This window comes from Vibrio sp. 10N.261.54.E10 (assembly GCF_002877735.2).
Lineage (GTDB): Bacteria > Pseudomonadota > Gammaproteobacteria > Enterobacterales > Vibrionaceae > Vibrio > Vibrio crassostreae_C.
In genome coordinates, this window is record NZ_MCXE02000001.1 from 1,648,837 (window position 1) to 1,672,796 (window position 23,960).

The following is a 23,960-nucleotide window of genomic DNA, read 5'->3' on the forward strand; positions in this document are numbered from 1 at the left end:
TAGAACAAGATCAATAAAGCCCAGCTTGACAATCTCAAGCTGGGCTTTTTTATTTCGATTACTAAGCCAGCACTCAAATCATCACTAAATCCAGCGTCTAACCTTTTGTTTGTAATCAACATATTCTGCGCCGAATAATTGTTCTAGTGCTCGCTCTTCGGGTTTGATTTGGAAGTAATTCATGTAGATTACGAAGCCAAAGCTAAGTAGTACACTGAAGATATTCTGGAAGAAGTAGCCAAAGCAAAATAGCAGGATGAACAACCCTAAGTACATTGGGTTTCGCGTGTAGCCAAAAATTCCACTGTCCACGACGGCTGAAGCGGTTTCTACTTTGATCGGGTTAACGGTGGTTTTCTGTTTTCGAAATTCCAATATGCCGGATATTCCGATCACACCACTCAATGTGACTCCGATTCCTAACACAATCATTCCATAAGGCAATGCCAGTGTCCCTTGGCTCAACTGTTGAGCGCAGAAGTATGATGCTACGAATACAATAATGAACAGTGCAACTGGTGGTACTTTTAATTCTAGAAATTTCATACTTTTCCTTATTAACATTCCTTTGTTAGTTTAGAAAAAAGCCCAGCAATTGCTGGGCTAAATGTATTAGAGAATTTTTGCTAGCGCCTGTAATGGGTGAGCAAGCTTCTCACCTTCAAAACGCTTCACTTGGCTGCGGCAAGAATAGCCCGTCACCAAGCAACGATCTTTTGGTAAGTCCTGCATTTGAGGCTTCCAGCTTAAACCATATATGTCTTTCGACATTTGTAGCTTATCGACTTCGTGGCCGAAAGTTCCCGCCATACCACAACAGCCGACAGGAACGCTGGTTAACGCCGCCCCAAAGTGTTTGAAGATAGTACCCCACTCTTTTTCAGCGTTCGGCATTTTGGTTTTCTCAGTACAGTGAGCAAACAAGTACCACATATCTTCACTTGCTGAGCGTGCTTCGAACTCACCTAGAGATGGCATTAACCATTCATGCACAGTAAGTACATCAAAGTCGCCGCGCTTGTCACCTAAGATCTCGACGTATTCATCGCGGTAACAAAGCACAAGAGCAGGATCAACACCGACCAAAGGAATTCCGATATCCGCCACCATCGACAAGAAATCCGAAGTCGATTTCGCCTCACGTGCAAAACGATTTAAGAAGCCCTTGATGTGCAACGCTTTACCATTCGGTTTGAACGGCAGCAGTACCGGAGTTTTGCCAAGTTTTTGAGCCAGAGTGACAAAGTCTTCAATCACCTCGGCATCATAGAAGCTGGTAAACGGGTCTTGAACGATCAGCACATGCTGTTTCTTCTGTTCAGAAGACAAGCCTTCTAAATACTGTAAATCGAAGAGTTGCAGCTCTTTACTCGCTAGACGATTTTTGAGCGTAGGCACCGACATCAATGGTGCATCAACATAACCGACCGTTTTAGCTGTTGCCGTTTGGATCCACTTTTGACCCAATGCAGCGTTGACTACTTTTGGCGCTTTCGCCATCAGCGGCAGCATGGTTTCAATGTTGGCAACTAGATAATCTTTTGCAGGGCGCTGGTAACGCGAGTAGTAGATGTTCAAGAATCGAGAACGGAAACTTGGTACATCGACTTTGATCGGACATTGACTCGCACACGCTTTACACGCCAAACAACCGTTCATCGCCTCATGAACTTCATGCGAGAAATCGTACTCATGGCGTTTGTTCATCGTATTGCGAACACGCTCAATCATAGTCTTAACGGGTGTGTTGTCTTTCAACGCTTCTTGCTCAAGGTCGAGAATATCAACGCCTTGTTCAGTCAGTTGACGCAACCACTCTCTTACCAAGCCTGCGCGGCCTTTGGGTGAGTGACGTCGGTCAGCCGTAACTTTCATTGAAGGACACATTGGCGAGCTAGTATCGTAGTTGAAACACAAGCCGTTACCGTTACATTCCATTGCTTGCTTGAAGCTGTCACGAACTTGTACGTCGATCTGACGGTCGTAGAAACCACGCTTGGTATCGGTGACTTTCACCAATTCAGCGTCACTTTCTAAAGGCGTACAGATCTTGCCTGGGTTCATCTTGTTGTGCGGGTCGAATGCTGCTTTAATACGTCTTAATTCGGTAAACAGCTCTTCACCAAAGAAGTCTGGGCCATACTCAGAACGGAAACCTTTACCGTGCTCGCCCCACATTAAACCGCCGTATTTCGCCACCAGCTTAACCACTTCATCAGAGACTTCATGCATCAATGCTTCTTGCATCGGGTCACACAGATCCAATGCTGGACGAACGTGTAATACGCCCGCGTCAACGTGACCAAACATGCCGTAATTCAACTCTTTTGAATCGAGTAACACTCTAAATTCAGAGATGAAATCCGCGAGGTTTTCTGGTGGTACACAAGTATCTTCAGCAAAAGCGACTGGCTTAGCTCGGCCTTTCGCCGCACCTAACAGACCCACTGCTTTCTTACGCATGTTGTAGATTCGGCCAATGCTCGCCAAATCGCTACAAACTTGAAAACCAATCACGCCGGCTTCTTCGCTTTCAACCATGGTTTCAAGGCGTGCAGTCAGCGCTTGAACTTGCTGTTCAACTTCCGCTTCATCTTGGCCTGCAAACTCAACCATGTTGATGCCAAGCATCTCTTTGTTCGGAACATCAGTCAGCAAATCGCTCACGGTGTGCCAAACGATGTCTTGCTTCGCTAGGTTCAATACTCTTGAATCTACCGTTTCAACAGACAGTGCTTTCGCTTCCACCATGAACGGCGCATTACGCAGCGCAGAATCAAACGTGTTGTATTTCACGTTAACCAGTGTGCGCGCTTTTGGAATCTTGGTTAGGTTTAACTTTGCTTCCGTGATGAATGCTAAAGAACCTTCAGCGCCACATAGAACGCGAGTTAGGTCAAAGCTGTCATCTTGTTCGTTGATTGCATTCTTTAGGTCATAGCCTGTTAAGAAGCGATTCAGCGGAGGGAATTTATCTAAGATTTGAGCGCGTTTGTCTCGACAAACCGCCTCTGTCACCGCAAGTGCATGGTGAGCGAATTCACCCTCTACAGGTAAGCCGTGTGATAAATCAGATTCTAGACATGAACCATCTGCGAACACCGCTTGCAGCGACAATACATGGTCAGACGTTTTGCCGTACTTCAATGACCCTTGGCCCGAAGCATCGGTATTGATCATGCCACCCAAGGTTGCTCGGTTACTGGTAGAAAGGTCTGGAGAGAAAAAGTAACCATAAGGGCGAACAGCGTCGTTCAATTGATCTTTAACGACACCAGACTGAACTCTTACCCAGCCCTCTTTCTCGTTAATCTCAAGAACCTTATTCATGTATCGCGACAGGTCAACCACGACACCTTTTGTTAAAGATTGTCCGTTGGTTCCGGTACCGCCGCCACGAGGGGAAAAAGTCACGCGTTCGTAAGCGGATTTAGAAACCACTTTACCGATAAGCACAACGTCTTGCGTTGTTTTAGGAAGGATGACCGCCTGCGGCAATTGCTGATAGACACTATTATCAGTCGCCACAGCCAAACGGCTAGAATATTGAGATTCAATGTCGCCAGTAAAGCCCGCTGTTTTTAGTTCATCTAAAAAGCGTACGACAACTGGATCGACATCAGCATTGAGTTGAAGTCTTGGTAACATTTGCTTCCTGCCCCTACTTCGCTGATCCTATCAGCATTGGGTTATCTGAGATTTTTAATAATTTTCTTTGAATTTCGTCACTTTACTACTATTAAGATCATATAAAAAGGTGATCAAATCAGAATCTCAGTGCAAGAATGGAGAAATAGTCACTTTCGTCTTAATTCAGTAACAATATACTGAATAACATTTTGTTTAAGACATCTCCACGAGCACATCACAATGAAAAAAAACAAAACAGTCACAACTGAAGATATCCTTCTTAAACTATGCCAATCAGTCTCAAGCGTACTGACTTCAGCGACGGCTTCTCAGGTGTCCTATTCAGCCATGGTTCAAAAGATCAACAAGACAAGCCTAAAGCCAGATTTTGGTTGCTTCGTTCTGTTTGACGGCGGCTTTTCTGGTCTCGTTGTTATTAATTTTACGTCCAAAGCAGCGCTAGAGATCTACACCAATTACATGCGCAATATGGGCATGCCTGAAAACGAGCTTGCTGTGCTTCATACTTCAGACGAAGTGGGTGATGTATTGGGTGAGTTGATGAACCAATTAGTTGGCGATTTCACCAATAAAATCCGCAAAGAGCTGCAAACCAACATCACACAAAACCAACCGAAAATGCTGGCTCTGAACAAGCAAGTTAACCTTTCTGTTGATACCAATCTCGACCGTCCACAAGCTCGTCGTGTGACCTTCTCTACCGCTAATAACAACATCTTCTACCTTGAGCTTGCGATGGATAAGACTGAGTTCATTCAATTAGAAGAATTTGAAATCGCAGAAGACGAATGTCCAGATAGCATTCTTGAGGCGACTCAGAAAAAAATGCAAGAAGCGAACAAGCCAGCTCAAAGCTCTGGCAATGATTCTGCGGCAGATCTACTCGATGAACTGGGTATCTAGTTTACGAATGCTCTAGACATATTGAAAAAACTTGTCACTAACGCCATCAATACGCTTGATGGCGTTTTTGTTTTTACCGCCAACTGGGCTCATGCAGTTCAATGTTCACCGCCGTCCTTGTTCATCAAACCAGTTTTGCCTTTCTGTTACCCGCGAAAACATGTAAAATGTTGGACTTTTAAAAATTTGCGGTACTGATTAAATTGTCGATGGATAAGAAAAAAGCCCTAAAGAAAATTGCCAAGTGTCTTGAGCTTGGAAATTCTGCGAACGTCAATGAAGCTGCCAATGCGATAAAAATGGCGCATAACTTGATGCTGAAATATGGTCTCGAAAAAGACGATATTGAATTTATCAAGATGGGGAAAACTCAGTCCAGTCACCTGTTACCTGCAAATATCAGTTCTACACTGCTGCGTGTTATTCGCGGTATCAACACCAAATTTGGCGTAGAAGCCGTATTGCTGAATCATAAAGGCCTCAAGCGTGTTGAGTTCATTGGTGAAGCCGACCGCGCGATCTTCGCAGCGTTCGCTTTCGATATCATTTATCGTGAACTGAATGAACACACCGGCCAATTCAGAAATAGCTTTGCTGGCTCTGGCACAGGGTCCTTAGAAGTGACACGCCGCGTGAACTCGTTTGTTTCAGGCTGGGTTGAAGGTGCGCTTGAAAAGCTACCAACTATTACCCCAGACGACGAATCAAACAACAAGATCAATAATTACATTGATAAAGAATTCAAAAATATCGACCGTGAAACGTTCAAGCAGCAACTGAGAGAAGCGATGAAAAACCTCACCGCCGATTATGAAGTTGGTTTGAAGAAAGGTCGTAAATTGTCTGTTAATCGACCAGTTGGCGGTACCCAGGCAGCTAAAAAGATAACTAAATCATAGAGCCACTTTACATTGCTTCGACGTATTGATAAAAACCATCAATAAGATTTACAGGACTATGTTTGTCACTCGGATTCATTCGTTTGACAGAAGTACATGATGGAGAAATACGTTAAAAAAATCACACTAGCCCTAGCGCTTACTATCGCTTTAACGGGTTGTCAGGCAACTCAACGCCAAAACGCGACAACTGGCGAATCTGAGGCTAACTCTGCAACTCAAGGCGCTCTAATTGGTGCACTCGCTGGTGCTGCAACTGGTGACTCTAAAGACCGTGGTAAACGTGCACTTATTGGTGCTGCCGGTGGCGCCGCTGTTGGTGGTATTGGTTACTACTTTGACCGACAAGAAGCTGCCCTTCGTGAAGAGCTAATGAATTCAGGCGTTCAAGTTGAACGTGTCGGTGAGAACCAACTTCTACTTCGCCTAGAAAACGGCATCGGTTTTGATTCTGGCTCTTACGCTTTGGAATCAAGCATTCACAATACCCTTCGCGGCGTTGCTCGCATCCTAGTTGAATACCCAGACACTAGCCTAGTGATTGAAGGTCACTGACAGCGAATCGACGAACCAAATCCTTTCTGAGCGTCGAGCTGAATCTGTTCGTGCATTCTTGATCTCTCAAGACGTTGCTGCAGGTCGTGCTATTGCTCGTGGTAACGGTGAGCGCTACCCTCTATGTGACAATAACACCTCTCAAGGTCGTGCTTGTAACCGTCGCGTAGAGATTCAAATCTTGCCGCTTAAGTAGCACGATTAAAGCCCAGTCCATCTTTATCTATTGAATTAACCTCTATATAGTTGTTTATCAGTTATGTTACTCATTTAACGTGATAATAATAATCAACGACCATAAAGCGTATTCATACTGACATATCGATTCTGGGCTTTTTTACGAGACTTATCTTTTGCTGATCCTATCCAACATTCTGTCATCATCATTTCTTAGAACACTATTTCTAGCCCTCATCTTTTCCACGATTCAACTGTCCACCACACATTTCGTGCACGCAGCAAGCAGTGATGAATTTTCACTAGAATCACAACCTCAAGATCCAGTTTCTCAATACCAATTGGCTCAAGCTTATGAATCGGGTGTCGACGTTCCTGTTAGCACCAGTGATGCATTGTATTGGTACACGCAGTCAGCAGAAAACGGCAACCCAAACGCGCAATTTAGACTGGGTGAATGGTACTTGGCAGGTACAGGTGTTGAACAAAGTAACAAGCTTGCTTTGGAATGGTTTATTAAAGCGGCGTTGCAAGGTAACCAGCGCGCACCTATCGAGGTAGCAAAACTCTACGAATCCTCGCTAGAACAAGACCTCCTTCAACCATTAGATAAAGCGCAGCTATGGTATGAAGCAGCCTTAAAAGATAATCCACAAGCAGAAGAGGGCTACAACCGCATTTTGGAAGCACAATTCAACCAGCAACGTGCAAAACAGATCTCTTCAATAGAACAGCTCGATGACAGCATCGACTCTGAAATAGACACCAGTCAGGGGGTATCTAAGCACGTTCAATCTAACCAAGCATCACGCTCTAACCTCTCCAGTTCTAACCTAACTAGCTCTGACTATATGATTGGTGCTGCGTTGGCCGTGTTGATTTCAATCATCAGCATTATTGCGACGCTCGTTATCTCAAGAAAAAGACAAGCTCTAAAGTCGGGTGATTCGCGACAGCAACAACAATCACTTGAAGCGCAGCTTAGCTCGAAGGACCTTACGATTAAGCAGCAAAAACGCCAGCTGAACACTATGTTCCACGAATTGAAGAAGCAGAAAAACAGCAAAGGTCTGAGTAATTTGCAGGTGGCCTGCGCGCTATTTGGCTACACACCTAGCTCAATCCCCGACCAGAAAAGCATCAAGATCCGATACAAACAGCTATCAAAGATCTACCATCCAGATGGTCACGGATGTGACGAAGAAATGAAACGTTTGAACAATGCGCTAAAAACCATTTTACAAAATGTTACAAAACCGTAAACAAACACACATCTTCATTTTCCTAGATCTCAAAGATATCGATTTTATTGGTGTTGCAATCGATCCCCCTCTCAAAAATGGGTAACAAACTATTAACTAATGGGTCTTACTTGTGTCATAATTTGCGCCGAAAATACACCTGACTTAAACAGGTGAGGAGAGAATATGTTCACAATAGAAGGCGTTTGTGATTGGTGCAAAAAGCCAAGCCTAGTTAAAAAGCACGACTACCTAGATGGTAAGTGTCATCATGCATGTAACGAGTGCAATGATATTGCAACCATTGATGTTCGCCAGTTCAATATTGGTGAAATGGAAATGAGAGCAAAACTCTCCCAAGCGACATTGAGATAAGCAACACCGTGAAATATAAGAAAGCGCCTAAGGCGCTTTTTTTGTGCCTGTGGTTTTAGATCTTCTTTCTTCTTTCTTCTTTGTTCTCTCTTCTATACAGGTATATACAGTACTTTTCTGCAAAAACCAGTGTATACACCTGTATAAAGCTCACATTTATTCAACTTATGATACAAAACAGCAGATTCATTCAAATTTAATTTATCGAATACTTTCAATGATTTAATCATTTACCATCCATAACCTCAGACGAAATCGTCCAATAATCCCGCAAAAAACGCTTGATCTTATAAGCAACTAAAACTACTGTATACACATACAGCATGTATATAAGGACAGCAAAATGATTCAAGCACACGTTAAAGCACAACACTCTAGCCCGCTAGTTCACTGCGCATTTACATCAGTTTCTCGTAAAAGCAAAAATTCAAACGAGGAAGCGTTGTTTGCAAGAATGGCGTTGCTGTCCAATCAACATCAGTGGTTACTGTTTACGGCTCAAACACCAAGACCATCGGCTAAGCAGCTTAAGCAACATAATGTTTGCTGCGACCGCGTTATTCATATGAAAGCCTCTCATCAAATGACTGAGGTAGAGACTGTCGAGAAAGCAATCCGCTCTAAGAATGCGAGCGCGATTGTTGCAAGTGCATCGATTGATCAGTTCAGCCAACAGTACCTAAGAACATTAGGGTTACGCTTTCAATGTGAAGTCTTCTTTATGGATGCAAATTCAGAGCGTATTCACTAAGCCACCTTGCTTAATAACATTTTGGCTCAAAAACATGGTCCACAAACATAGCTTAATCTTTTAGCTAACAAACTTAATTTAACTTAAGAAACAATTCGCCAAAACACAGTCCAAACATACTGCCTTCCCCTGCCCTACAATTCGCCCATTTTTTAGCGGATTGTTAGGCGGGGGTTTTTATTTAAACAACAGATTTAGCAATCGTTTGCTTTTTCTCTGGAAGCAAATAGTAGATTGGGTATAATGCCCGTCTAATCATGTGCACACCGCACTTCTCTGTATGACGTTTGATAAAAGATAGGAATGTCTAAATGAGCCTTGCTGATCAAGTTCTTGCCGTAAATGATGACCTACCAATCCGTACTGACAAACCTGTCCACAGTGGCAAGGTTCGCTCAGTCTACTGGTTAACTGAAGAAGATAGCCAACGACTAATTAAAGAGAAAGGCTACGACGTAGCACCCGATGCGCCTCTAGCTATCATGGTGATCAGTGACCGTATCTCTGCATTTGATTGTATCTGGCGTGGTGAAGGGAATCTTAAAGGTGTTCCAGGTAAGGGAGCGGCTCTGAATGCTATCTCTAACCACTGGTTCAAATTGTTTAAAGACAACGGACTTGCTGACAGTCATATTCTTGATATCCCTCACCCGTTCGTATGGATTGTACAAAAAGCTCGCCCAGTCATGATCGAAGCGATTTGTCGTCAATACATCACTGGTTCAATGTGGCGTGCATACGCAAACGGCGAACGTGAATTCTGTGGTATCGAGATGCCTGAAGGCCTTGAGAAAGACAAGAAGTTGCCTGAGCTACTGATCACGCCTTCAACAAAAGGGATTCTGAAAGGTATTCCTGGCGTTCCAGAAGCTGACGATGTGAACATCACACGCAACAACATCGAAGATAACTTCGCAGCATTCAACTTTACTCAAGCAAGCGACATCGCGCATTACGAAAAACTTCTTAAAGAAGGCTTCAACGTAATCAGCCAAGCGCTAGCAAAAGTAGACCAAATCTTTGTTGATACCAAATTTGAGTTTGGCTACGTCAACGATGCTCAAGGCAAAGAAAAGCTTATCTACATGGACGAAGTCGGTACTCCAGATTCATCTCGCATTTGGGATACTCAGGAATATAACAACGGCAACATCGTTGAGAATTCAAAAGAAGGCTTCCGTCAGTTCTTGCTTAACTACTTCCCTGATGCCGACATTCTTTTGAATAAAGAGCGTATGCCAGAACGTGAAGCATTGGCTCGTGACAATGAACTTCCACTGGATTCGCTAATGTCTCTGTCTCGCACTTACCTTGATATCGCAGCGAAAATCACAGGTGCGGAGATCGTACTGAGCGAAAATCCTAAGCAAGAGATCATCGATGTACTGCGCGCTGACTATGGTCTAATCGACTAGTCGCTTAATTGCTAATTGCTTAATCGCTTAATCTCAAAATAAAAAGCTCGAAAGCTAATAAGCTCGTAGACTCAAGTTTTAGATACTAAAAGGGCCTCAATATTTGAGGCCCTTTTTACGTGTACGTTTTTACTATTCCTCGAGAGAGATTATAGGCGAGCTGAAGTTACAGCTTAATCGTGAACTCTTCTCCAGAATTACCCGCAATCACTAAATGACTGCGCGATTCAATATACTCGATCTGCTCTTCTTCAAGTGAATATGGCATCACCACTTTGAGCTCATTGATCCCTTCCAGCTTAGCGAGCTTGAGTAAGGTAACAATGTTCGACTCATCACTTTTACGCGTCGACATTGATTTCAATGCCATCTGCCATAAACGATCCTCTGGGGTGCCCAACTCTTTAATGCTATCTCGCCAGACGGTACTGAACACTGGCGCAATTGTGGTGAGTGCTTCCAGAAAAGTCCATTTTTTACTGCATGAGGCGCCAAGAAATGTTGTGTAATCGAACTCTACACGCGTCTCTTCCTGTTTATCCATGATGTCCCCCGACACTTTGGCAACACAATATACTCAATATCTATCAACTCTTTCTTTATAGCAATAGGATATAGAAGAATAGTCTTTTATGACCTTTTGATTGGTTAAAAAGGAATATAAAAATCAAACTTGTAACAAAATAAGCACTGAAAAATCATATATGCATCTATTTGATTAATATTTTAGAGATAAAACTTATCCATCTATTTGATATCAATTATTCGACTCGCTTTTTTGAACTGAATACGCCAACCAGACCATGTCGGTAGCTCCCAACGTTTTGGCGATAACTTTCGGCTACCCGACTGATAATGGACGTAAATCAGCTTTCTTGCGGGCAAGTATTCAACATCGAGTTGCAAGTCGGCAAGGCTCAATGCAAACGGGTATTTTTCCGAAAATTCTGAGTAGAGCCAAGTTGGAATGCCATCGAACGGTATGTCTGCATGATCGAACATTTCCAATTCGCTGACATCAGTAACACCTAGTACTTCAAGCTGCTCTATAAACCATAGCTCAAAGTTAATGTTCTCAATTTCTGGTGTGTATTTAGTTTGTTCATCGAGACCAAGTTTCACATACAACTGCCAGTGTTTGATTTCTTGAGTGCGAGCCTTTGCAAAACCGGGAAGCTGCTCTCCATTTAACACAAGGTCGACGATAGGTTTTAACGATAGTTGCCCTTCAGCGGCGACGAGTTTGGTTGTAATCGTGCGGCCTGCGTACACCAATGCCATCTCGGTAAAAACACCATCATCATTCACAACGGTTTCGCCTTGCTCCCACTCTCCTAGTTCAGCATCAATGAGAAGCTCAAGAGGAATGGGTGTCGTGACCGTCGCTAAGGTCAGTGTTTGCTTAACGCCTCTTCCCGGCAAGCTGTGAGTATCCAAAACCAACATCGCTTGTGCATTATCAGGGAAACGGTTCTGACGACCGAGCACCACTTCTAAAACACCATTGGCAAAGGCTTCTTTCCTTTTCAGTCGGCGCACAAACACCAGTTCAGGATGCAGATTCACAATGGTCTTGAGCAATTCAATGCGTTGGAAACGTGACGCGACTTCTAGCTGAGGAAGTTCAAATACCTCCCGCATTTGCTTCGCCAATCCTTGAGCTTCATTCAGAGCCTGTTGGTCGATGTCTAAATGCGGATATTCTCGACCGCGCACAATCTGAATCAACAGGCTTAAATCACACCCTTCCTTCTCTTGTTGCGCGAGCGCTTCAAGATGTTCTGCATTGTTTGGTAACTGATACAAGCGAGCAGGAACGGACAGCGCCGCAGTGAGATCAACCATCGCCTCTTTTAATGCTTTGGTTTTGATTCGAGTAACGATATCGGCATACAAAGCATCAATCGGCAACGGATACAGCTTTTTACCATGCTCGGTAACTTGATGGTCGGCGTTAATCGCTTCCATCGTCAGCAAGGTTTGAGTTGCACTGTTGAGTGATTTCTCTGGAATAGGGTCAAGGAAGGACAAGCTCTCAAGCGGAGATCCACAACATGCTGCGGCCAACATAGGTTCAATCAGCTCTTCACGCTGCAATTCAGGCGGTGTGACTAACTCTAACGCCGCATGTTCACCATATAGACGCACGCAAACGCCATCCATTACCCTACCCGCGCGGCCAGCTCGCTGTTTGGCACTCGCTCGTGATATGGATTTAAGCATCAGTGTGGTTCTGCCATTACGCTGAACGGTGCGTCTCTCTAATCCTGAATCTATCACCACGCCAATGTCAGGAATGGTTAATGAGGTTTCTGCAACGTTGGTCGCAAGGATGACCTTTCTCAAACCATTACCTTCAGTATTGATATTACGACCCGATAACGCTGAATCTCGCTCTTTATCACTGACCGACGCATGCAATTTAACGACTTGGATATCTGGATTTTTCGCCAAGGCTTGTTCGCATTGCACGATCTCTTTTTTACCCGGCAGAAAAACCAACATATCGCCAGAAGAAGCGATCAGCTGATGATTCACTTCTTCCGCGATACGCTGCTCTAGATGTCGGATATCAGGCAGTGTTCTGGATTCATTCGCTCTGTGCTCAATCTCAACTTGATAGGTTCGCCCTTCACAGCTTATGCGATTCGCATCCAAATAATGAGCAAGGCGTTCACCCTCAATGGTTGCTGAAGTGATCACCAAACGATGACTCGCTTTTTGTTTGAGAATCGCCACCAGCAGATCAATGTCCCAGCGCCTCTCGTGAAACTCATCCACCACGATCACATCAAAACTAGCTAATCCATCTTCTGATAACCAACGCAGCGCGATACCGGGCGTCACAAAAACAACGTTAGTTTGCTCGTTGTATTCCGACTCAAGCTTAATCGCATAGCCCACTTTGCTACCCAACTTCTCGCCTGATCGCTGCGCGAGATATTTAGCCAGTGATGTACACGCGATGCGTCTTGGCTCCACCACTAACACTCGTCCATGTTGAGAGGCCCAAAGTGGCAGGCGCGTTGATTTACCTGATCCGGTTTCCGCCTCTACGACAAGGTGAGAATTAGCGATTTGTTCGTGGAATACGTTTTGATAAGCATCGATGGGAAGTAATGACATAAAATGGCGAGTAGCGAAAAAGTGTGAGCAAAGTATAACGAATTATCGTGTTGAAATTCGATAAGTGTGGGACAGAGGTAAGAATATCATTTTGTTTGCTCAGATCGCGGAGAAACTATTTACAATTGAATAACTAAACCGTTATCATTTTTCAGTTACCCTTTCTCCCATATTAGGCATCTAATGAACAACGATAAACGCCCTCTGTATATCCCTTATGCTGGTCCTGCTTTACTAAGTACCCCTCTTCTTAACAAAGGCAGCGCATTCTCTGCTGAAGAGCGCAGTTCTTTCAACCTTGAAGGCTTGTTACCGGAAACAACCGAAACAATCCAAGAGCAAGTTGGACGTGCATACAAACAATATTGTAACTTCGAAAGTGATATGGATAAGCATATTTACCTACGTAACATCCAAGACACTAATGAAACGCTTTTTTATCGTTTAGTTCAAAACCACATCTCTGAAATGATGCCTATCATTTACACGCCAACAGTTGGCGCAGCATGTGAGAACTTCTCAAATATTTATCGTCGTGGCCGTGGTCTGTTTATCTCATACCCGAATCGCGATCGTATCGATGATCTACTGAATAATGCGACAAACCACAACGTTAAAGTTATCGTGGTTACGGACGGTGAACGCATTCTTGGTTTGGGAGACCAAGGCATCGGTGGCATGGGTATTCCAATTGGTAAGCTAGCGCTTTACACAGCTTGTGGCGGTATCAGCCCAGCTTACATGCTACCAATCGTGCTCGATGTGGGTACTAACAACCCTCAACGTCTTGCAGATCCAATGTACATGGGTTGGCGTCATCCTCGTATTACAGGTGCCGACTACGACGCATTCGTTGAAGAGTTCATCCAAGCGGTTCAACGTCGCTGGCCAGATGCATTAGTTCAGTTCGAAGATTTCGCACAAAAGAACGCAATGCCTCTACTTGAGCGTTATAAAGATCGCATCTGTTGTTTCAACGATGATATCCAAGGTACAGCAGCGGTAACGGTTGGTTCTCTACTTGCAGCATGTAAAGCAGCAAACAGCAAACTGTCAGATCAACGAATAACCTTCTTAGGTGCGGGTTCTGCAGGTTGTGGTATTGCAGAAGCGATCATCGCACAAATGGTATCTGAAGGTATCAGCGATGCACAAGCTCGCTCTCAAGTATACATGGTTGACCGTTGGGGTCTGCTACAGGAAGGCATGCAAAACTTGCTTGATTTCCAACAGCGTTTGGTTCAAACCAACGCTAACACTAAAGATTGGGAAAGTGACGGTACTGGTTTCTCTCTACTAGACGTTGTTCGCCACGCTAAACCAACCGTATTAGTTGGTGTATCTGGTGCTCCGGGTCTATTCAGCAAAGAAGTCATCAAAGAGATGAACCTTCACTGTGAGCGCCCTATTATATTCCCACTGTCGAACCCAACAAGCCGTGTTGAAGCGACACCAAACGACATTATTCGTTGGACTGATGGCCAAGCTCTTGTTGCAACAGGTAGCCCATTTGAACCAGTGGTTCACAACGGAACTACTTACCCAATTGCTCAATGTAACAACAGCTACATCTTCCCTGGTATTGGCCTTGGTGTATTGGCTGTGAACGCTTCACGTATCACCGATGAGATGCTGATGGAATCAAGCCGTGCTCTTGCTACGTGTTCTCCACTTGCCATCAATGGTTCAGGTGCGTTACTTCCACCATTGGAAGAGATTCACACCGTATCTAAGAAGATTGCTCTTGCCGTTGGTAAGAAAGCCATTGAACAAGGTGTTGCGTTAGAGATCACAGATGAAGCTCTTCAACAAGCAATTGACCAACATTTCTGGCAACCGGTTTACCGTCGCTACAAGCGTACTGCGTTCTAATAAATTGAACTGTATTCTAAATAAAGAGCGTTAACGACTCTTACTAGAGCCTCTGCCAATGCAGAGGCTTTTTTCTTTTCACTGTCTTGTCTTTTTAGCTGATTTTTCTCATTTTTATTTGGTATTATCGAGCACTCAAAAATTAATGCTCAGCCAAAGGACCATACCGAGAGTGAAATTTGATTCTCACATTTTCCGTAGCTACTTAAAAAAAGCTTACAAAAAACTACAAGGTTTTCTGTTTGGCGCTTTCCTCGTGTTCTTAGTAGGTAGTGCTGCGGTTATTGCGATTGATTATTGGGTTTCATGGCAAGCAAAAGATCGCATCATCTACCATATCGATGATGTGCCAGAGCGCGAAGTTGCCGTTGTACTTGGTACCAGTAAATACCTAGGTAGAACACTCAACGAATACTACAAACATCGAATTGACGCTGCTATTGAGTTATTCGATCGTGAAAAAGTAGAGCAATTTCTACTGAGTGGCGATAACGCTCATCGTTCTTATAACGAACCGTGGACAATGAAACGTGACTTATTAAAAGCCGGTGTGCCCGATGAACGCATCAATCTCGATTACGCTGGTTTCAGAACTTTAGATTCAATTGTTCGCGCCAAAAAGATCTTCGATACCGATAACTTTTTAATTATCACACAGGAATTCCACTGTGAAAGAGCACTATTGATCGCAAGCTCTTACGATATTCACGCCCAATGTTTGGCAGTTTCAGGTCCGACTCACCACTCTGGAACAACCATACGTTTACGTGAAGTGTTCGCGCGAACTAAAGCGTTCCTTGATTTGTATATTATTGGTACTGCACCCAAATTCCTTGGACCTAAAGAACCAATTCAACCCAGCCCTAAGCAAGAAACACTGCCTATTCCTAGCCCTATCGCAGACCCTTCAGATCCCGATGTGTAGAAACCTACACATTTTGAATTTGTTGCCTCACATTTCCCTACTGTTACACAAAAACACACCAACGCTCCTTTCTTAACTTAAGTAACATTCCCCCAACAAAGTCCGACCCTACATCAAGCTATATACCTCGTACAGAATAAGCACTACTCAATGAAGTCAGTACACCAATAAAACGAGGATAACAAAAGGAGCGTCTTATGACGGCACTTGTTACTACACTGAAACACTGGTTGTTTACCCGCAACAGCATGATATTAATTGGTAATTTCACACTATTTGCACTCTTGCTCAACACCTTACCATTCGAAGCACAAGTGAATACGGGTTTAAGTATTCTCGTGTTCGTTGCTATTTTATGGTTAACCGAAGCGATTCACGTCAGCATCACCGCTTTGCTTGTTCCTCTATTGGCTGTCTTGTTTGGTGTGTTCAATACGCCCGCAGCACTGGCTAATTTTTCGAACCCAATCATCTTTTTATTCATGGGTGGCTTCGCACTGGCAGCCGCACTGAACAAACAGGAGTTGGATAAAGCGATTGCCGACAAAGTTCTGCTGATTGCAAAAGGCAGAATGTCGGTGGCGGTGTTCATGCTATTCGGTGTGAGTGCAGGCTTGTCGATGTGGATTTCGAACACAGCAACGACTGCAATGATGCTTCCCCTTGTTCTTGGCATCATGAACAAAGTTGACCAAAGTGAAGACCGCAACACGTACGTGTTCGTACTGCTGGGTATCGCTTACTGTGCTTCAATCGGTGGTATCGCAACCTTGGTTGGTAGCCCACCAAACGCAATTGCGGCGGCAGAAGTTGGCTTGAGCTTCACAGAGTGGATGGCACTTGGCCTACCTATCTCAATGATCTTACTTCCAATCGCGATGATTATTCTTTACGTGATGACTAAGCCGAAGCTTGACCACAAATTCGAGCTAGACCATGCCCCAGTTGAGTGGACAAACAGCAAGAAAATCACACTGTCTATCTTCCTTCTAACCGTAACGCTTTGGATATTCGGTAAACCAATCAACGTAATGATTGGCGGATTCTCTAAATTTGATAGCTTAGTAGCGATTGGCGCAATTGTACTGCTTGGCGCTTCTAGAGCGGTGGAATGGAAAGACGTTGAGAAGACAACGGACTGGGGTGTTCTTATCCTATTCGGTGGTGGTATCTGCTTAAGTAACATTCTAAAAGCGACAGGAACCAGCGTATTCTTAGCACACTCACTAAGCGGATTTTTAGAAACAGCTGGCGTACTGCTTACGATTCTAGCCGTGGTAGCGTTCGTGGTATTCCTAACGGAATTTGCGAGTAACACAGCGAGTGCAGCACTTCTGGTGCCAGTATTCGCAACCATCGCTGAAGCACTTGGTATGTCGCCAGTTATTTTGTCTGCACTGATCGCTGTTGCTGCGTCTTGTGCCTTCATGCTTCCTGTTGCAACACCACCAAACGCAATCGTGTTTGGCTCGGGTCACATCAAGCAGAAAGAGATGATGCGAATCGGTATGGTGTTGAACCTAGTTTGTATCCTAGTTCTGACTCTGTTCGCTTGGATCTTCTGGTAAACACTAACGTTCTATAAGCGCATGCTTACAGGAATGCTCCCCTAAACTGGTTGAACTTCCCCCGGTTCAACCAAGACAAAAATGCCCGTTCAGCGTAAGCAAGCACTGAACGGGCATATAAAAACAAGAAACGCTTTCCCTTTTGGTGGCCCCGCGCCACCTTTTTTGTTTTGGCTTTTGGGAGAAGAACCATAAAAACGCCACACGTCACATATGCACGTGTGGCTTATAAACTCATCAAAACAATTTTCAGGTTAGTGACTCAAGATCACCTGGTTTCGACCTGAATGCTTTGCTTGATATAAAGCTTCGTCCGCGCGAGCAATGGTCTCTGTCACTCGCTCTTGCTTCATCTCGGCAACACCAATACTGCATGTCAGTGGATCGCCATGAACCCAGAGGTGTTGGCTGACTAAAAGTCGGATTTTCTCGGCCTTTCTTTGTGCTTCGCCAAGATCAGTCTCAGGGCAAAAAACAATGAACTCTTCACCACCCCATCTCACCAATTTGTCGGTAGCGCTGATCGAGCTGCCCACCACCATACTGAACTCACGTAAAATATGGTCACCCATTTGGTGTCCGTACTTGTCATTCACGCTCTTGAAGTAGTCGATATCGAGATACAACATACCTAGCTTGCCATGTCCCTGCTTCACATGTTGTGACTGCATTTTCAACCAATCACGAATCGCGTGGCGGTTTAGTATTCCGGTTAACTCATCACGATGGGCCATCTCTGAAAATTCAAAATTCTGTTCTCTCAGTGCGCGATTGACGTTCTTTAAGTGGTGATGTCTTTTCTCTGCGATCACCATGCGTTTTCTTGAACGGTTTAACTCTGACAGCAAGAATACGGTGCCCGTCCCCACCCACACAAACAGTAGGATCATGAACAAGCTTTCTGCGGTGATATACGAACCTTCGAACTCAATACTGCGGATGACGATTCTGTGGTGACCGAGTTTCGCTCCAGACGCAGTAGCAAACTCAACCATATTCACATTCGAAAATTCAGGGGCCGAATGCTCTAACGCAATGTCGTTGTCAGCCAGCCACCATGTCATCACTTGCAGATTTTTGATCGGGATTTCAATAACACCACCATCGATTCCTGGAGAAAACTCCATCCCATTGTACTTGTGCGTGTACTCGTCATCAGGAACTGAATAAGCAGGGTTGTAGTTACGTAGATAGGTTCTCAAACGGCCACTAGAGTCAGCCTCCGCATGGTAATCAATGTTCACTCTAAAGGTGTGGTACTGAGAAAGGTCAAGGCCCGAGGTGATGTCAGGGTTGATACGAATCGACAGCCCACAGTAAGGCCACGGATACTCAGATTCTTTAAGTTCACAATCGAGAGTGTACTGTCCATTTTCATAGGATAACTGGGACGTACTGACTCCCCTATCAACTTGATCACTGGTCGCGATAAATTCATATTTATCAGGGGTAATTGCCGTTATCACACGATTTCCGCTCACACGGTAATACTGCACAATGGCAAGCGTTGCGATAACTAGAAAGATAACAATCTTATGGATCCACTTCACGTCTAAGCTTCCTGCTTAATATCCCTATAGTTGGGATTTCACGATAAAAAACAAGTTAGATAAATTAGTGATCTTAATACCAATAAATCACTAAAAAACGTTATATCACGCCCGAACAAAATGTCATACTATATTTTAATGCATGTATTTGCTGTTGATTATTCACGGCGAGAATCAAGTAATATTGCGTATAAAAACAGGCTCTATTTGTTATACTCATCGCATAATCATCGTTAACCGTACTGCCTGCTCACAGCGCAATCGAGTCGACGAAATAATAATCAAAATACAACGAGTAATGTCATGTCTTTATTAGCAAAAGGAACACTCAAAAAGATGAGTGCTTCCCTTGATGGCGCGGTTACCTACCGTTTGCCTGTAGGCGAAGAGTTTGTAGAGCTAAACCCTCTGATTGGTAAAACCATCAACCTCACTCACACCGGCAATATTTTTTGCTGCTCATGTGGTAAGAAAACTAAGAAGAGCTACTCTCAAGGCCACTGTTTTGTGTGCATGAAAAAGCTAGCAAGCTGCGACATGTGCATCATGAAGCCAGAGACTTGTCACTACGATGAAGGCACGTGTCGCGAGCCTCAATGGGGTGAAGCGAACTGCATGGTTGATCACTTCGTTTACCTATCGAACACATCAAGCCTAAAAGTGGGTATCACTCGTCACACTCAAATTCCTACTCGCTGGATTGACCAAGGTGCCACTCAAGGCCTACCGATCTTGAAGGTAAAAACACGTCAGATTTCTGGCCTGATTGAAGTTGAGTTAGCCAAACACATTGCCGACAAAACCAACTGGCGCACGCTGCTTAAAGGCGACGGCGACGATATGGAGTTGGTAGAAAAAGCCAAAGAACTATTGCCGTTGGTTGAGGATAAAATCCAAGAGATCAGAGCGAAGTTTGGCGACGATGCAATCGAGATTCTTAGTGAGAACATCACTTCACTCAGCTACCCAGTTGAGCAGCACCCAGTGAAGATTGTTTCTCATAACTTTGACAAGAACCCTGAAGTATCTGGCGTGCTGCAAGGTATCAAAGGCCAATACCTTATCTTGGATACTGGTGTAATTAACATCCGTAAATTTGGCTCTTACGAAGTAGAAGTTTCTGCTTAATAAGCCAACGGTTTTGAGATGTTCGCTGTTTTGATAAACCAAAGCTAAACGGTTTTGATCGGTGAAAGCTAAACGGCTTTGATGAGCTAAAACTAAAATGCCCTCAGCAATTGCTTGAGGGCATTTTGTATCATGACCAGACATTATAACGGGGTGACACCCTAGTTAGCTTTATTTTTATGCTTCTAGATTTATAGCTTAAGCTTTTAGATTGATTGAGTGTGCTAAATTGATCGAGTTTACTCAATAGATTGAAGTCGTCTAGTGCGGTAATGCTTGGCTTATATCGCTGACAAACACTTCTCCGCACACGCAGTTCTTTCCATTCGCTTTGGCTCGATATAACGATTGGTCTGTGAGGTTGACGAGTGCATCGATGGACACTTTTCCTTCGCAAGATCGACTATCACTTACTCCGATACTCACACTCACATTAAAATGAATCTGTTCGCCCACTTTGAACTCGACCTGATTAAATTGCTGTCGGATCTGATCAGAAACTTCTCGCGAAACGTTAGATGACGCATTGGGAATAAACAGAATAAACTCTTCTCCACCCCAGCGGCCTGCCACACCACCCACTCTCTCTACATTACGTTTGGTAATGTTAGCCAATGCGCAAATAACCTCATCGCCCACCATATGGCCGTAAGTATCATTGATCGATTTGAAGTCATCGATATCAAGCAGCATACTGACGACATGAGTATCAGAGGCAATATGTTCCCTTAACCACTCATAAATAGCTCTGCGATTGAGTAAGTCAGTCATTTCATCGTAATTCGCTTGGTGAACCAATTGCTTTTCCAACATCACCTTTTGAGTCACATCTTCGAGCACAACCTGAACGGCCGGCTGACCTTGCCAAGTAATCGCATTATCGTAAATATTGAAGAATCGATGAATGCCATCGAACCCAATATTTTCAACCACAGTGCTGGTTCCCGACAACTCACCCGACACGATCGCTTGATAGTGCTTACTGATGCCATCCGTATTCTGTTTTGGCACCAATGTAAGGATAGAGTCCAGCTTTAAAACTTGTTCTATGGAAGAACCACCCTGCATTTTAACCCACGATTGATTGACCATCAGCGGTTTGAACTCTCGGTGAACCAAGATGCCCTGCCCGGATTGCATGATCATATCGTGATACATCTTATCTTGTTCACGCACCGCATTTTGTAGCTGAATCGCAGGGGAAAGATCGATCACCGTGACTTGCAGTGCTGGCCGACCTTGCCACTCTGTCACATGGTCAATAGAGAACACTGTGAACTCTCGACCATTGCGATCAACATTAACATAGGTGTGGACCTGCGGCTCGCGTTGACCACTGATCGTTTCAAGGTAATTTTGATAGGCTAAAACATGGTATTCTTCTGAGATTAGATCTAGGAAGCTATCTATATTAGTAAGTAGTTCTTCGGGTGATTGGTATCCATAGATGCGAGCATAATTAGCGTCTACACTAACTACATTCATATCTTGAATAGTTATTACACCGTACGTGGATTCGAAATTTATTGAAGACATTGCCAACTCCGCACTCTCGCTATACTCCACAAACTGGAGCATAACAACACATCCTGCCAACGCTTCCACACAATCTATCACGCGCTAGGGACATTAATATGCCATCTAGTATATCGTACTGTTGCGGCCTTCTCTACAACTCAATTGCTAACACGAGTTAGTAAAAGTAGACAAGCATCTCAATCCCATTATTCGCGTCAAAAAACAGAAATAGATAACCTATACCAATGTAACCATTATCTTTTTCTACTTTTGGCCTTGAACTGATGAAAGAATCCGCTCCCAACCACTTCAAATCCTGTTCGCTATTCTTTTAAACCTGCGCACTATTCTTTAAACCTACGAACTATTCATTCCAATCAGAGAAATATGAGACTAAGAAGTCGATAGCTAACCGTGCTCTCTGTGGAAGAAAACGACGGTTCTGATAAACAATCCAACTGCTTGTGCCCGCTCCCCAATACTCTTCTAACACAGGGACGAGTTTTCCATTGCTAAGACTGCCATTGAAACTGCTTTTAGGAAGATAAACGATGCCAAGCCCCTCTTCGCAAGCTTTCAGTACAGCGCTTGAATTGTTGCTTTTCCAACGGCCATGAACTCTGACTGCGGTTAGCGGATTTCCATCGTTCTCGAACAACCACTGGTCACTGTTGGCGATAATACAGCTGTGCAGCTTGAGTTGTTCTGGATTCGCTGGAGCACCAAACTCAGCAATGTAATCTTTGCTTGCTGCTGCCGCCATCGGGCGATCGACGAGCTTTCTTGCCACCAATCCTGAATCGTCCAATCGACCATAACGAATCGCGAAATCGATGCCATCTTCGATGAAGTTAACCATCTTGGTATTGAAATTCATTTCTATGGTGAGCTCAGGATGATCTTTAGCAAACTCCATCATCGCCGCTGCGACATGATTTTCTGCAAACGCGCCTGCCGCACTCACACGCAAAGTACCGCTAAGCTGAGTCTGCTGAGACGTGACTTGTTCATTGGCCTGTTGTAGCCCAATCACCAAGTCTTTGCACTGTTGGTAATAAGTGTGGCCCGATTCAGTCAGGCTAACCATCCGTGTTGAACGCGCAAGCAGGGCCACTCCCACTCTCTCTTCCAACCTTGAAACCTGCCGACTCACATGGCTGGTACTGCAACCTAGCTGTTTAGCGGCTGCTGAAAAGCCGTGGCATTCGGCGACCGCAACAAATTCATTAATCCCTTCAAAGCTATCCATACTTAATCTACTCGCATTCTATCTTTGCTATATAGCAACAATGTTTTGCCTGTTTCGTATATTATCACCTAATCAGTTTGGAACTAGTATTAGATACAACAAGGCGGCGATAGCTAAGTAACAACGCGATACCTAGTGCCTAACGAAAAGCTTCAGTGCTTAACGAAAAGCGTCAGCACCTAAATAAAAAAAACAGCAGCTCAAAGGGACGAATCATGAAAAAAATACTAATACCTGTAACTAACCACGCAACACTAGGCGATACAGATCAAGCGAACGGTACTTACGCGCCTGAACTGACTCATGCACTGAAAGAGATCGTTGCTGCGGGTTTTGAATACGACATCGCGTCTATCAAAGGTGGCAAAGGCCCATTGTACGGAACCGATATTGAAGGGGATTCAGTAAACGCCGAGATCTTGGCTGATGATGACTTCCAGAACCGCATTAATAACACGATTCCTGTAAGCCAAATTAACGTAGAAAGCTACGATGCTATCTTCTACCCAGGTGGTTTCGGTTTGCTTTCTGACTTAGCAACCGACGAGCAATTCGCAGCTATTGCGGCTAAGCATTATGAAGATGGCGGTGTGATTGCGTCAGTATGTCACGGCCCTGCGGCGCTGCTTCCGATTGTTTTAAGCAACGGCGAGAAGCTACTAAGCTCTAAATCGGTGACTGGTTTTACACGTGAAGAAGAAATCGACTTTGGCACCATCAACGACATCCCATTCCTATTGGAAGAGTCTCTTGCTCGCAGCGCAGCGCGTTTCAACAAGGTTCAACCTTGGCAAGAGCTTGTGATTGTTGATGAGCGAGTGATTACTGGCCAAAACCCAACCAGTGCGCACGCAGTAGGTGCAACTCTAGTTAAGCAGCTGTCTTAGTTAAATCAGAAACTTAATCGAGTAACGGTTTTAGTCTTAGTAACCGTCCTAATAGAATAACTGCCGTTAAACAGATATAAGCTCAATCAAATAAAAAGAGCATGCTTCCTACTCAATATTCTTGAGAGAAGCATGCTCTTTTTTCGATCTAAAGGCACAAACAGCAAAGG

General features: G+C 44.2%; 17 protein-coding genes and 3 pseudogenes. 13 read left to right on the forward strand and 7 right to left on the reverse strand.

The window, feature by feature from the left end; translation table 11 throughout:
- Positions 1-84 precede the first annotated feature (84 nt).
- Together BCU07_RS07185 and BCU07_RS07190 are read right to left on the reverse strand one after the other, a co-directional pair.
- Positions 85-546, reverse strand: coding sequence for a methyltransferase family protein (locus BCU07_RS07185; protein WP_017066183.1), 462 nt, complete (start codon positions 544-546; stop codon positions 85-87).
- A 66-nt stretch (positions 547-612) separates the two neighbouring features.
- Positions 613-3,648: an FAD-binding and (Fe-S)-binding domain-containing protein gene (locus BCU07_RS07190; RefSeq protein WP_017066184.1), complete on the reverse strand. Its 3,036-nt coding sequence runs from the start codon at positions 3,646-3,648 to the stop codon at positions 613-615.
- A gap of 222 nt (positions 3,649-3,870) precedes the next feature.
- Here BCU07_RS07190 and BCU07_RS07195 point away from each other — a divergent pair, with 222 nt between their 5' ends.
- The 8 genes and pseudogenes from BCU07_RS07195 to BCU07_RS07230 all read left to right on the forward strand — a co-directional run bounded on the left by BCU07_RS07195 (position 3,871) and on the right by BCU07_RS07230 (position 9,967).
- Positions 3,871-4,554: a DUF3334 family protein gene (locus BCU07_RS07195; protein WP_017059770.1), complete on the forward strand. Its 684-nt coding sequence runs from the start codon at positions 3,871-3,873 to the stop codon at positions 4,552-4,554.
- Positions 4,555-4,763: 209 nt separating this feature from the next.
- Positions 4,764-5,453 (forward strand): DUF2786 domain-containing protein, encoded by a 690-nt coding sequence (locus BCU07_RS07200; RefSeq protein ID WP_017059769.1) that lies wholly within the window; start codon positions 4,764-4,766, stop codon positions 5,451-5,453.
- A 99-nt stretch (positions 5,454-5,552) separates the two neighbouring features.
- Positions 5,553-6,204: pseudogene (locus BCU07_RS07205) on the forward strand (OmpA family protein).
- A gap of 157 nt (positions 6,205-6,361) precedes the next feature.
- Positions 6,362-6,929, forward strand: a pseudogene (locus tag BCU07_RS07210) (tetratricopeptide repeat protein); the annotation flags it as partial.
- A gap of 80 nt (positions 6,930-7,009) precedes the next feature.
- Positions 7,010-7,447 (forward strand): annotated as a pseudogene (locus BCU07_RS07215) (hypothetical protein); the annotation flags it as partial.
- 165 nt (positions 7,448-7,612) lie between these two features.
- A complete protein-coding gene (locus tag BCU07_RS07220; protein WP_017059767.1) occupies positions 7,613-7,801 on the forward strand; it encodes a hypothetical protein in 189 nt (62 codons plus the stop codon).
- A 343-nt stretch (positions 7,802-8,144) separates the two neighbouring features.
- A complete protein-coding gene (locus BCU07_RS07225) occupies positions 8,145-8,552 on the forward strand; it encodes a SulA-like leucine-rich domain-containing protein (RefSeq protein WP_017055178.1) in 408 nt (135 codons plus the stop codon).
- A gap of 311 nt (positions 8,553-8,863) precedes the next feature.
- Complete coding sequence (locus BCU07_RS07230) at positions 8,864-9,967, forward strand: phosphoribosylaminoimidazolesuccinocarboxamide synthase (RefSeq protein ID WP_102428047.1); 1,104 nt, start codon at positions 8,864-8,866, stop codon at positions 9,965-9,967.
- A gap of 166 nt (positions 9,968-10,133) precedes the next feature.
- On the opposite strand, the gene BCU07_RS07235 is transcribed toward BCU07_RS07230, so the two are convergent.
- Both BCU07_RS07235 and BCU07_RS07240 read right to left on the reverse strand, forming a co-directional pair.
- Positions 10,134-10,511 carry a hypothetical protein gene (locus BCU07_RS07235; RefSeq protein WP_017059766.1) on the reverse strand — a complete coding sequence of 126 codons (378 nt, stop codon included), beginning with the start codon at positions 10,509-10,511 and terminating at the stop codon, positions 10,134-10,136.
- Positions 10,512-10,714: 203 nt separating this feature from the next.
- Positions 10,715-13,093, reverse strand: coding sequence for a helicase-related protein (locus tag BCU07_RS07240; protein ID WP_102428048.1), 2,379 nt, complete (start codon positions 13,091-13,093; stop codon positions 10,715-10,717).
- A 183-nt stretch (positions 13,094-13,276) separates the two neighbouring features.
- On the opposite strand from BCU07_RS07240, the gene BCU07_RS07245 reads away from it, so the two are divergent.
- From BCU07_RS07245 to BCU07_RS07255, 3 genes are all read left to right on the forward strand, one after another.
- A complete protein-coding gene (locus BCU07_RS07245; RefSeq protein ID WP_010438217.1) occupies positions 13,277-14,965 on the forward strand; it encodes an NAD-dependent malic enzyme in 1,689 nt (562 codons plus the stop codon).
- A 172-nt stretch (positions 14,966-15,137) separates the two neighbouring features.
- Positions 15,138-15,890, forward strand: a complete 753-nt coding sequence (locus BCU07_RS07250; protein ID WP_016783897.1) for a vancomycin high temperature exclusion protein — start codon at positions 15,138-15,140, stop codon at positions 15,888-15,890.
- A gap of 197 nt (positions 15,891-16,087) precedes the next feature.
- Positions 16,088-17,458 (forward strand): SLC13 family permease, encoded by a 1,371-nt coding sequence (locus BCU07_RS07255; protein ID WP_102428049.1) that lies wholly within the window; start codon positions 16,088-16,090, stop codon positions 17,456-17,458.
- A 254-nt stretch (positions 17,459-17,712) separates the two neighbouring features.
- Here the strand turns inward: BCU07_RS07255 and BCU07_RS07260 are convergent, their stop codons facing one another.
- Positions 17,713-19,008 carry a GGDEF domain-containing protein gene (locus tag BCU07_RS07260; RefSeq protein WP_102428050.1) on the reverse strand — a complete coding sequence of 432 codons (1,296 nt, stop codon included), beginning with the start codon at positions 19,006-19,008 and terminating at the stop codon, positions 17,713-17,715.
- Between the two features lie 303 nt (positions 19,009-19,311).
- On the opposite strand from BCU07_RS07260, the gene BCU07_RS07265 reads away from it, so the two are divergent.
- Positions 19,312-20,136 (forward strand): DUF2797 domain-containing protein, encoded by an 825-nt coding sequence (locus BCU07_RS07265; RefSeq protein WP_102428051.1) that lies wholly within the window; start codon positions 19,312-19,314, stop codon positions 20,134-20,136.
- A 261-nt stretch (positions 20,137-20,397) separates the two neighbouring features.
- Here BCU07_RS07265 and BCU07_RS07270 read toward each other — a convergent pair whose 3' ends face one another.
- The gene (locus tag BCU07_RS07270; protein WP_133154763.1) at positions 20,398-21,672 is read right to left on the reverse strand and encodes a diguanylate cyclase; all 1,275 of its coding nucleotides are present in this window, start codon (positions 21,670-21,672) and stop codon (positions 20,398-20,400) included.
- Positions 21,673-22,018: 346 nt separating this feature from the next.
- Positions 22,019-22,903 (reverse strand): LysR family transcriptional regulator, encoded by an 885-nt coding sequence (locus BCU07_RS07275; RefSeq protein ID WP_102428052.1) that lies wholly within the window; start codon positions 22,901-22,903, stop codon positions 22,019-22,021.
- A 215-nt stretch (positions 22,904-23,118) separates the two neighbouring features.
- On the opposite strand from BCU07_RS07275, the gene BCU07_RS07280 reads away from it, so the two are divergent.
- Complete coding sequence (locus BCU07_RS07280; RefSeq protein ID WP_102428053.1) at positions 23,119-23,790, forward strand: type 1 glutamine amidotransferase domain-containing protein; 672 nt, start codon at positions 23,119-23,121, stop codon at positions 23,788-23,790.
- Positions 23,791-23,960: the final 170 nt, after the last annotated feature.

Bases quoted from the DNA above. Each gene is read 5' to 3' on its own strand.
- BCU07_RS07185 (WP_017066183.1), bottom strand. From the start codon at position 546: ATGAAATTTCTAGAATTAAAAGTACCACCAGTTGCACTGTTCATTATT.
- BCU07_RS07190 (WP_017066184.1), bottom strand. From the start codon at position 3,648: ATGTTACCAAGACTTCAACTCAATGCTGATGTCGATCCAGTTGTCGTA.
- BCU07_RS07195 (WP_017059770.1), top strand. From the start codon at position 3,871: ATGAAAAAAAACAAAACAGTCACAACTGAAGATATCCTTCTTAAACTA.
- BCU07_RS07200 (WP_017059769.1), top strand. From the start codon at position 4,764: ATGGATAAGAAAAAAGCCCTAAAGAAAATTGCCAAGTGTCTTGAGCTT.
- BCU07_RS07220 (WP_017059767.1), top strand. From the start codon at position 7,613: ATGTTCACAATAGAAGGCGTTTGTGATTGGTGCAAAAAGCCAAGCCTA.
- BCU07_RS07225 (WP_017055178.1), top strand. From the start codon at position 8,145: ATGATTCAAGCACACGTTAAAGCACAACACTCTAGCCCGCTAGTTCAC.
- BCU07_RS07230 (WP_102428047.1), top strand. From the start codon at position 8,864: ATGAGCCTTGCTGATCAAGTTCTTGCCGTAAATGATGACCTACCAATC.
- BCU07_RS07235 (WP_017059766.1), bottom strand. From the start codon at position 10,511: ATGGATAAACAGGAAGAGACGCGTGTAGAGTTCGATTACACAACATTT.
- BCU07_RS07240 (WP_102428048.1), bottom strand. From the start codon at position 13,093: ATGTCATTACTTCCCATCGATGCTTATCAAAACGTATTCCACGAACAA.
- BCU07_RS07245 (WP_010438217.1), top strand. From the start codon at position 13,277: ATGAACAACGATAAACGCCCTCTGTATATCCCTTATGCTGGTCCTGCT.
- BCU07_RS07255 (WP_102428049.1), top strand. From the start codon at position 16,088: ATGACGGCACTTGTTACTACACTGAAACACTGGTTGTTTACCCGCAAC.
- BCU07_RS07265 (WP_102428051.1), top strand. From the start codon at position 19,312: ATGTCTTTATTAGCAAAAGGAACACTCAAAAAGATGAGTGCTTCCCTT.
- BCU07_RS07270 (WP_133154763.1), bottom strand. From the start codon at position 21,672: ATGTCTTCAATAAATTTCGAATCCACGTACGGTGTAATAACTATTCAA.
- BCU07_RS07275 (WP_102428052.1), bottom strand. From the start codon at position 22,903: ATGGATAGCTTTGAAGGGATTAATGAATTTGTTGCGGTCGCCGAATGC.
- BCU07_RS07280 (WP_102428053.1), top strand. From the start codon at position 23,119: ATGAAAAAAATACTAATACCTGTAACTAACCACGCAACACTAGGCGAT.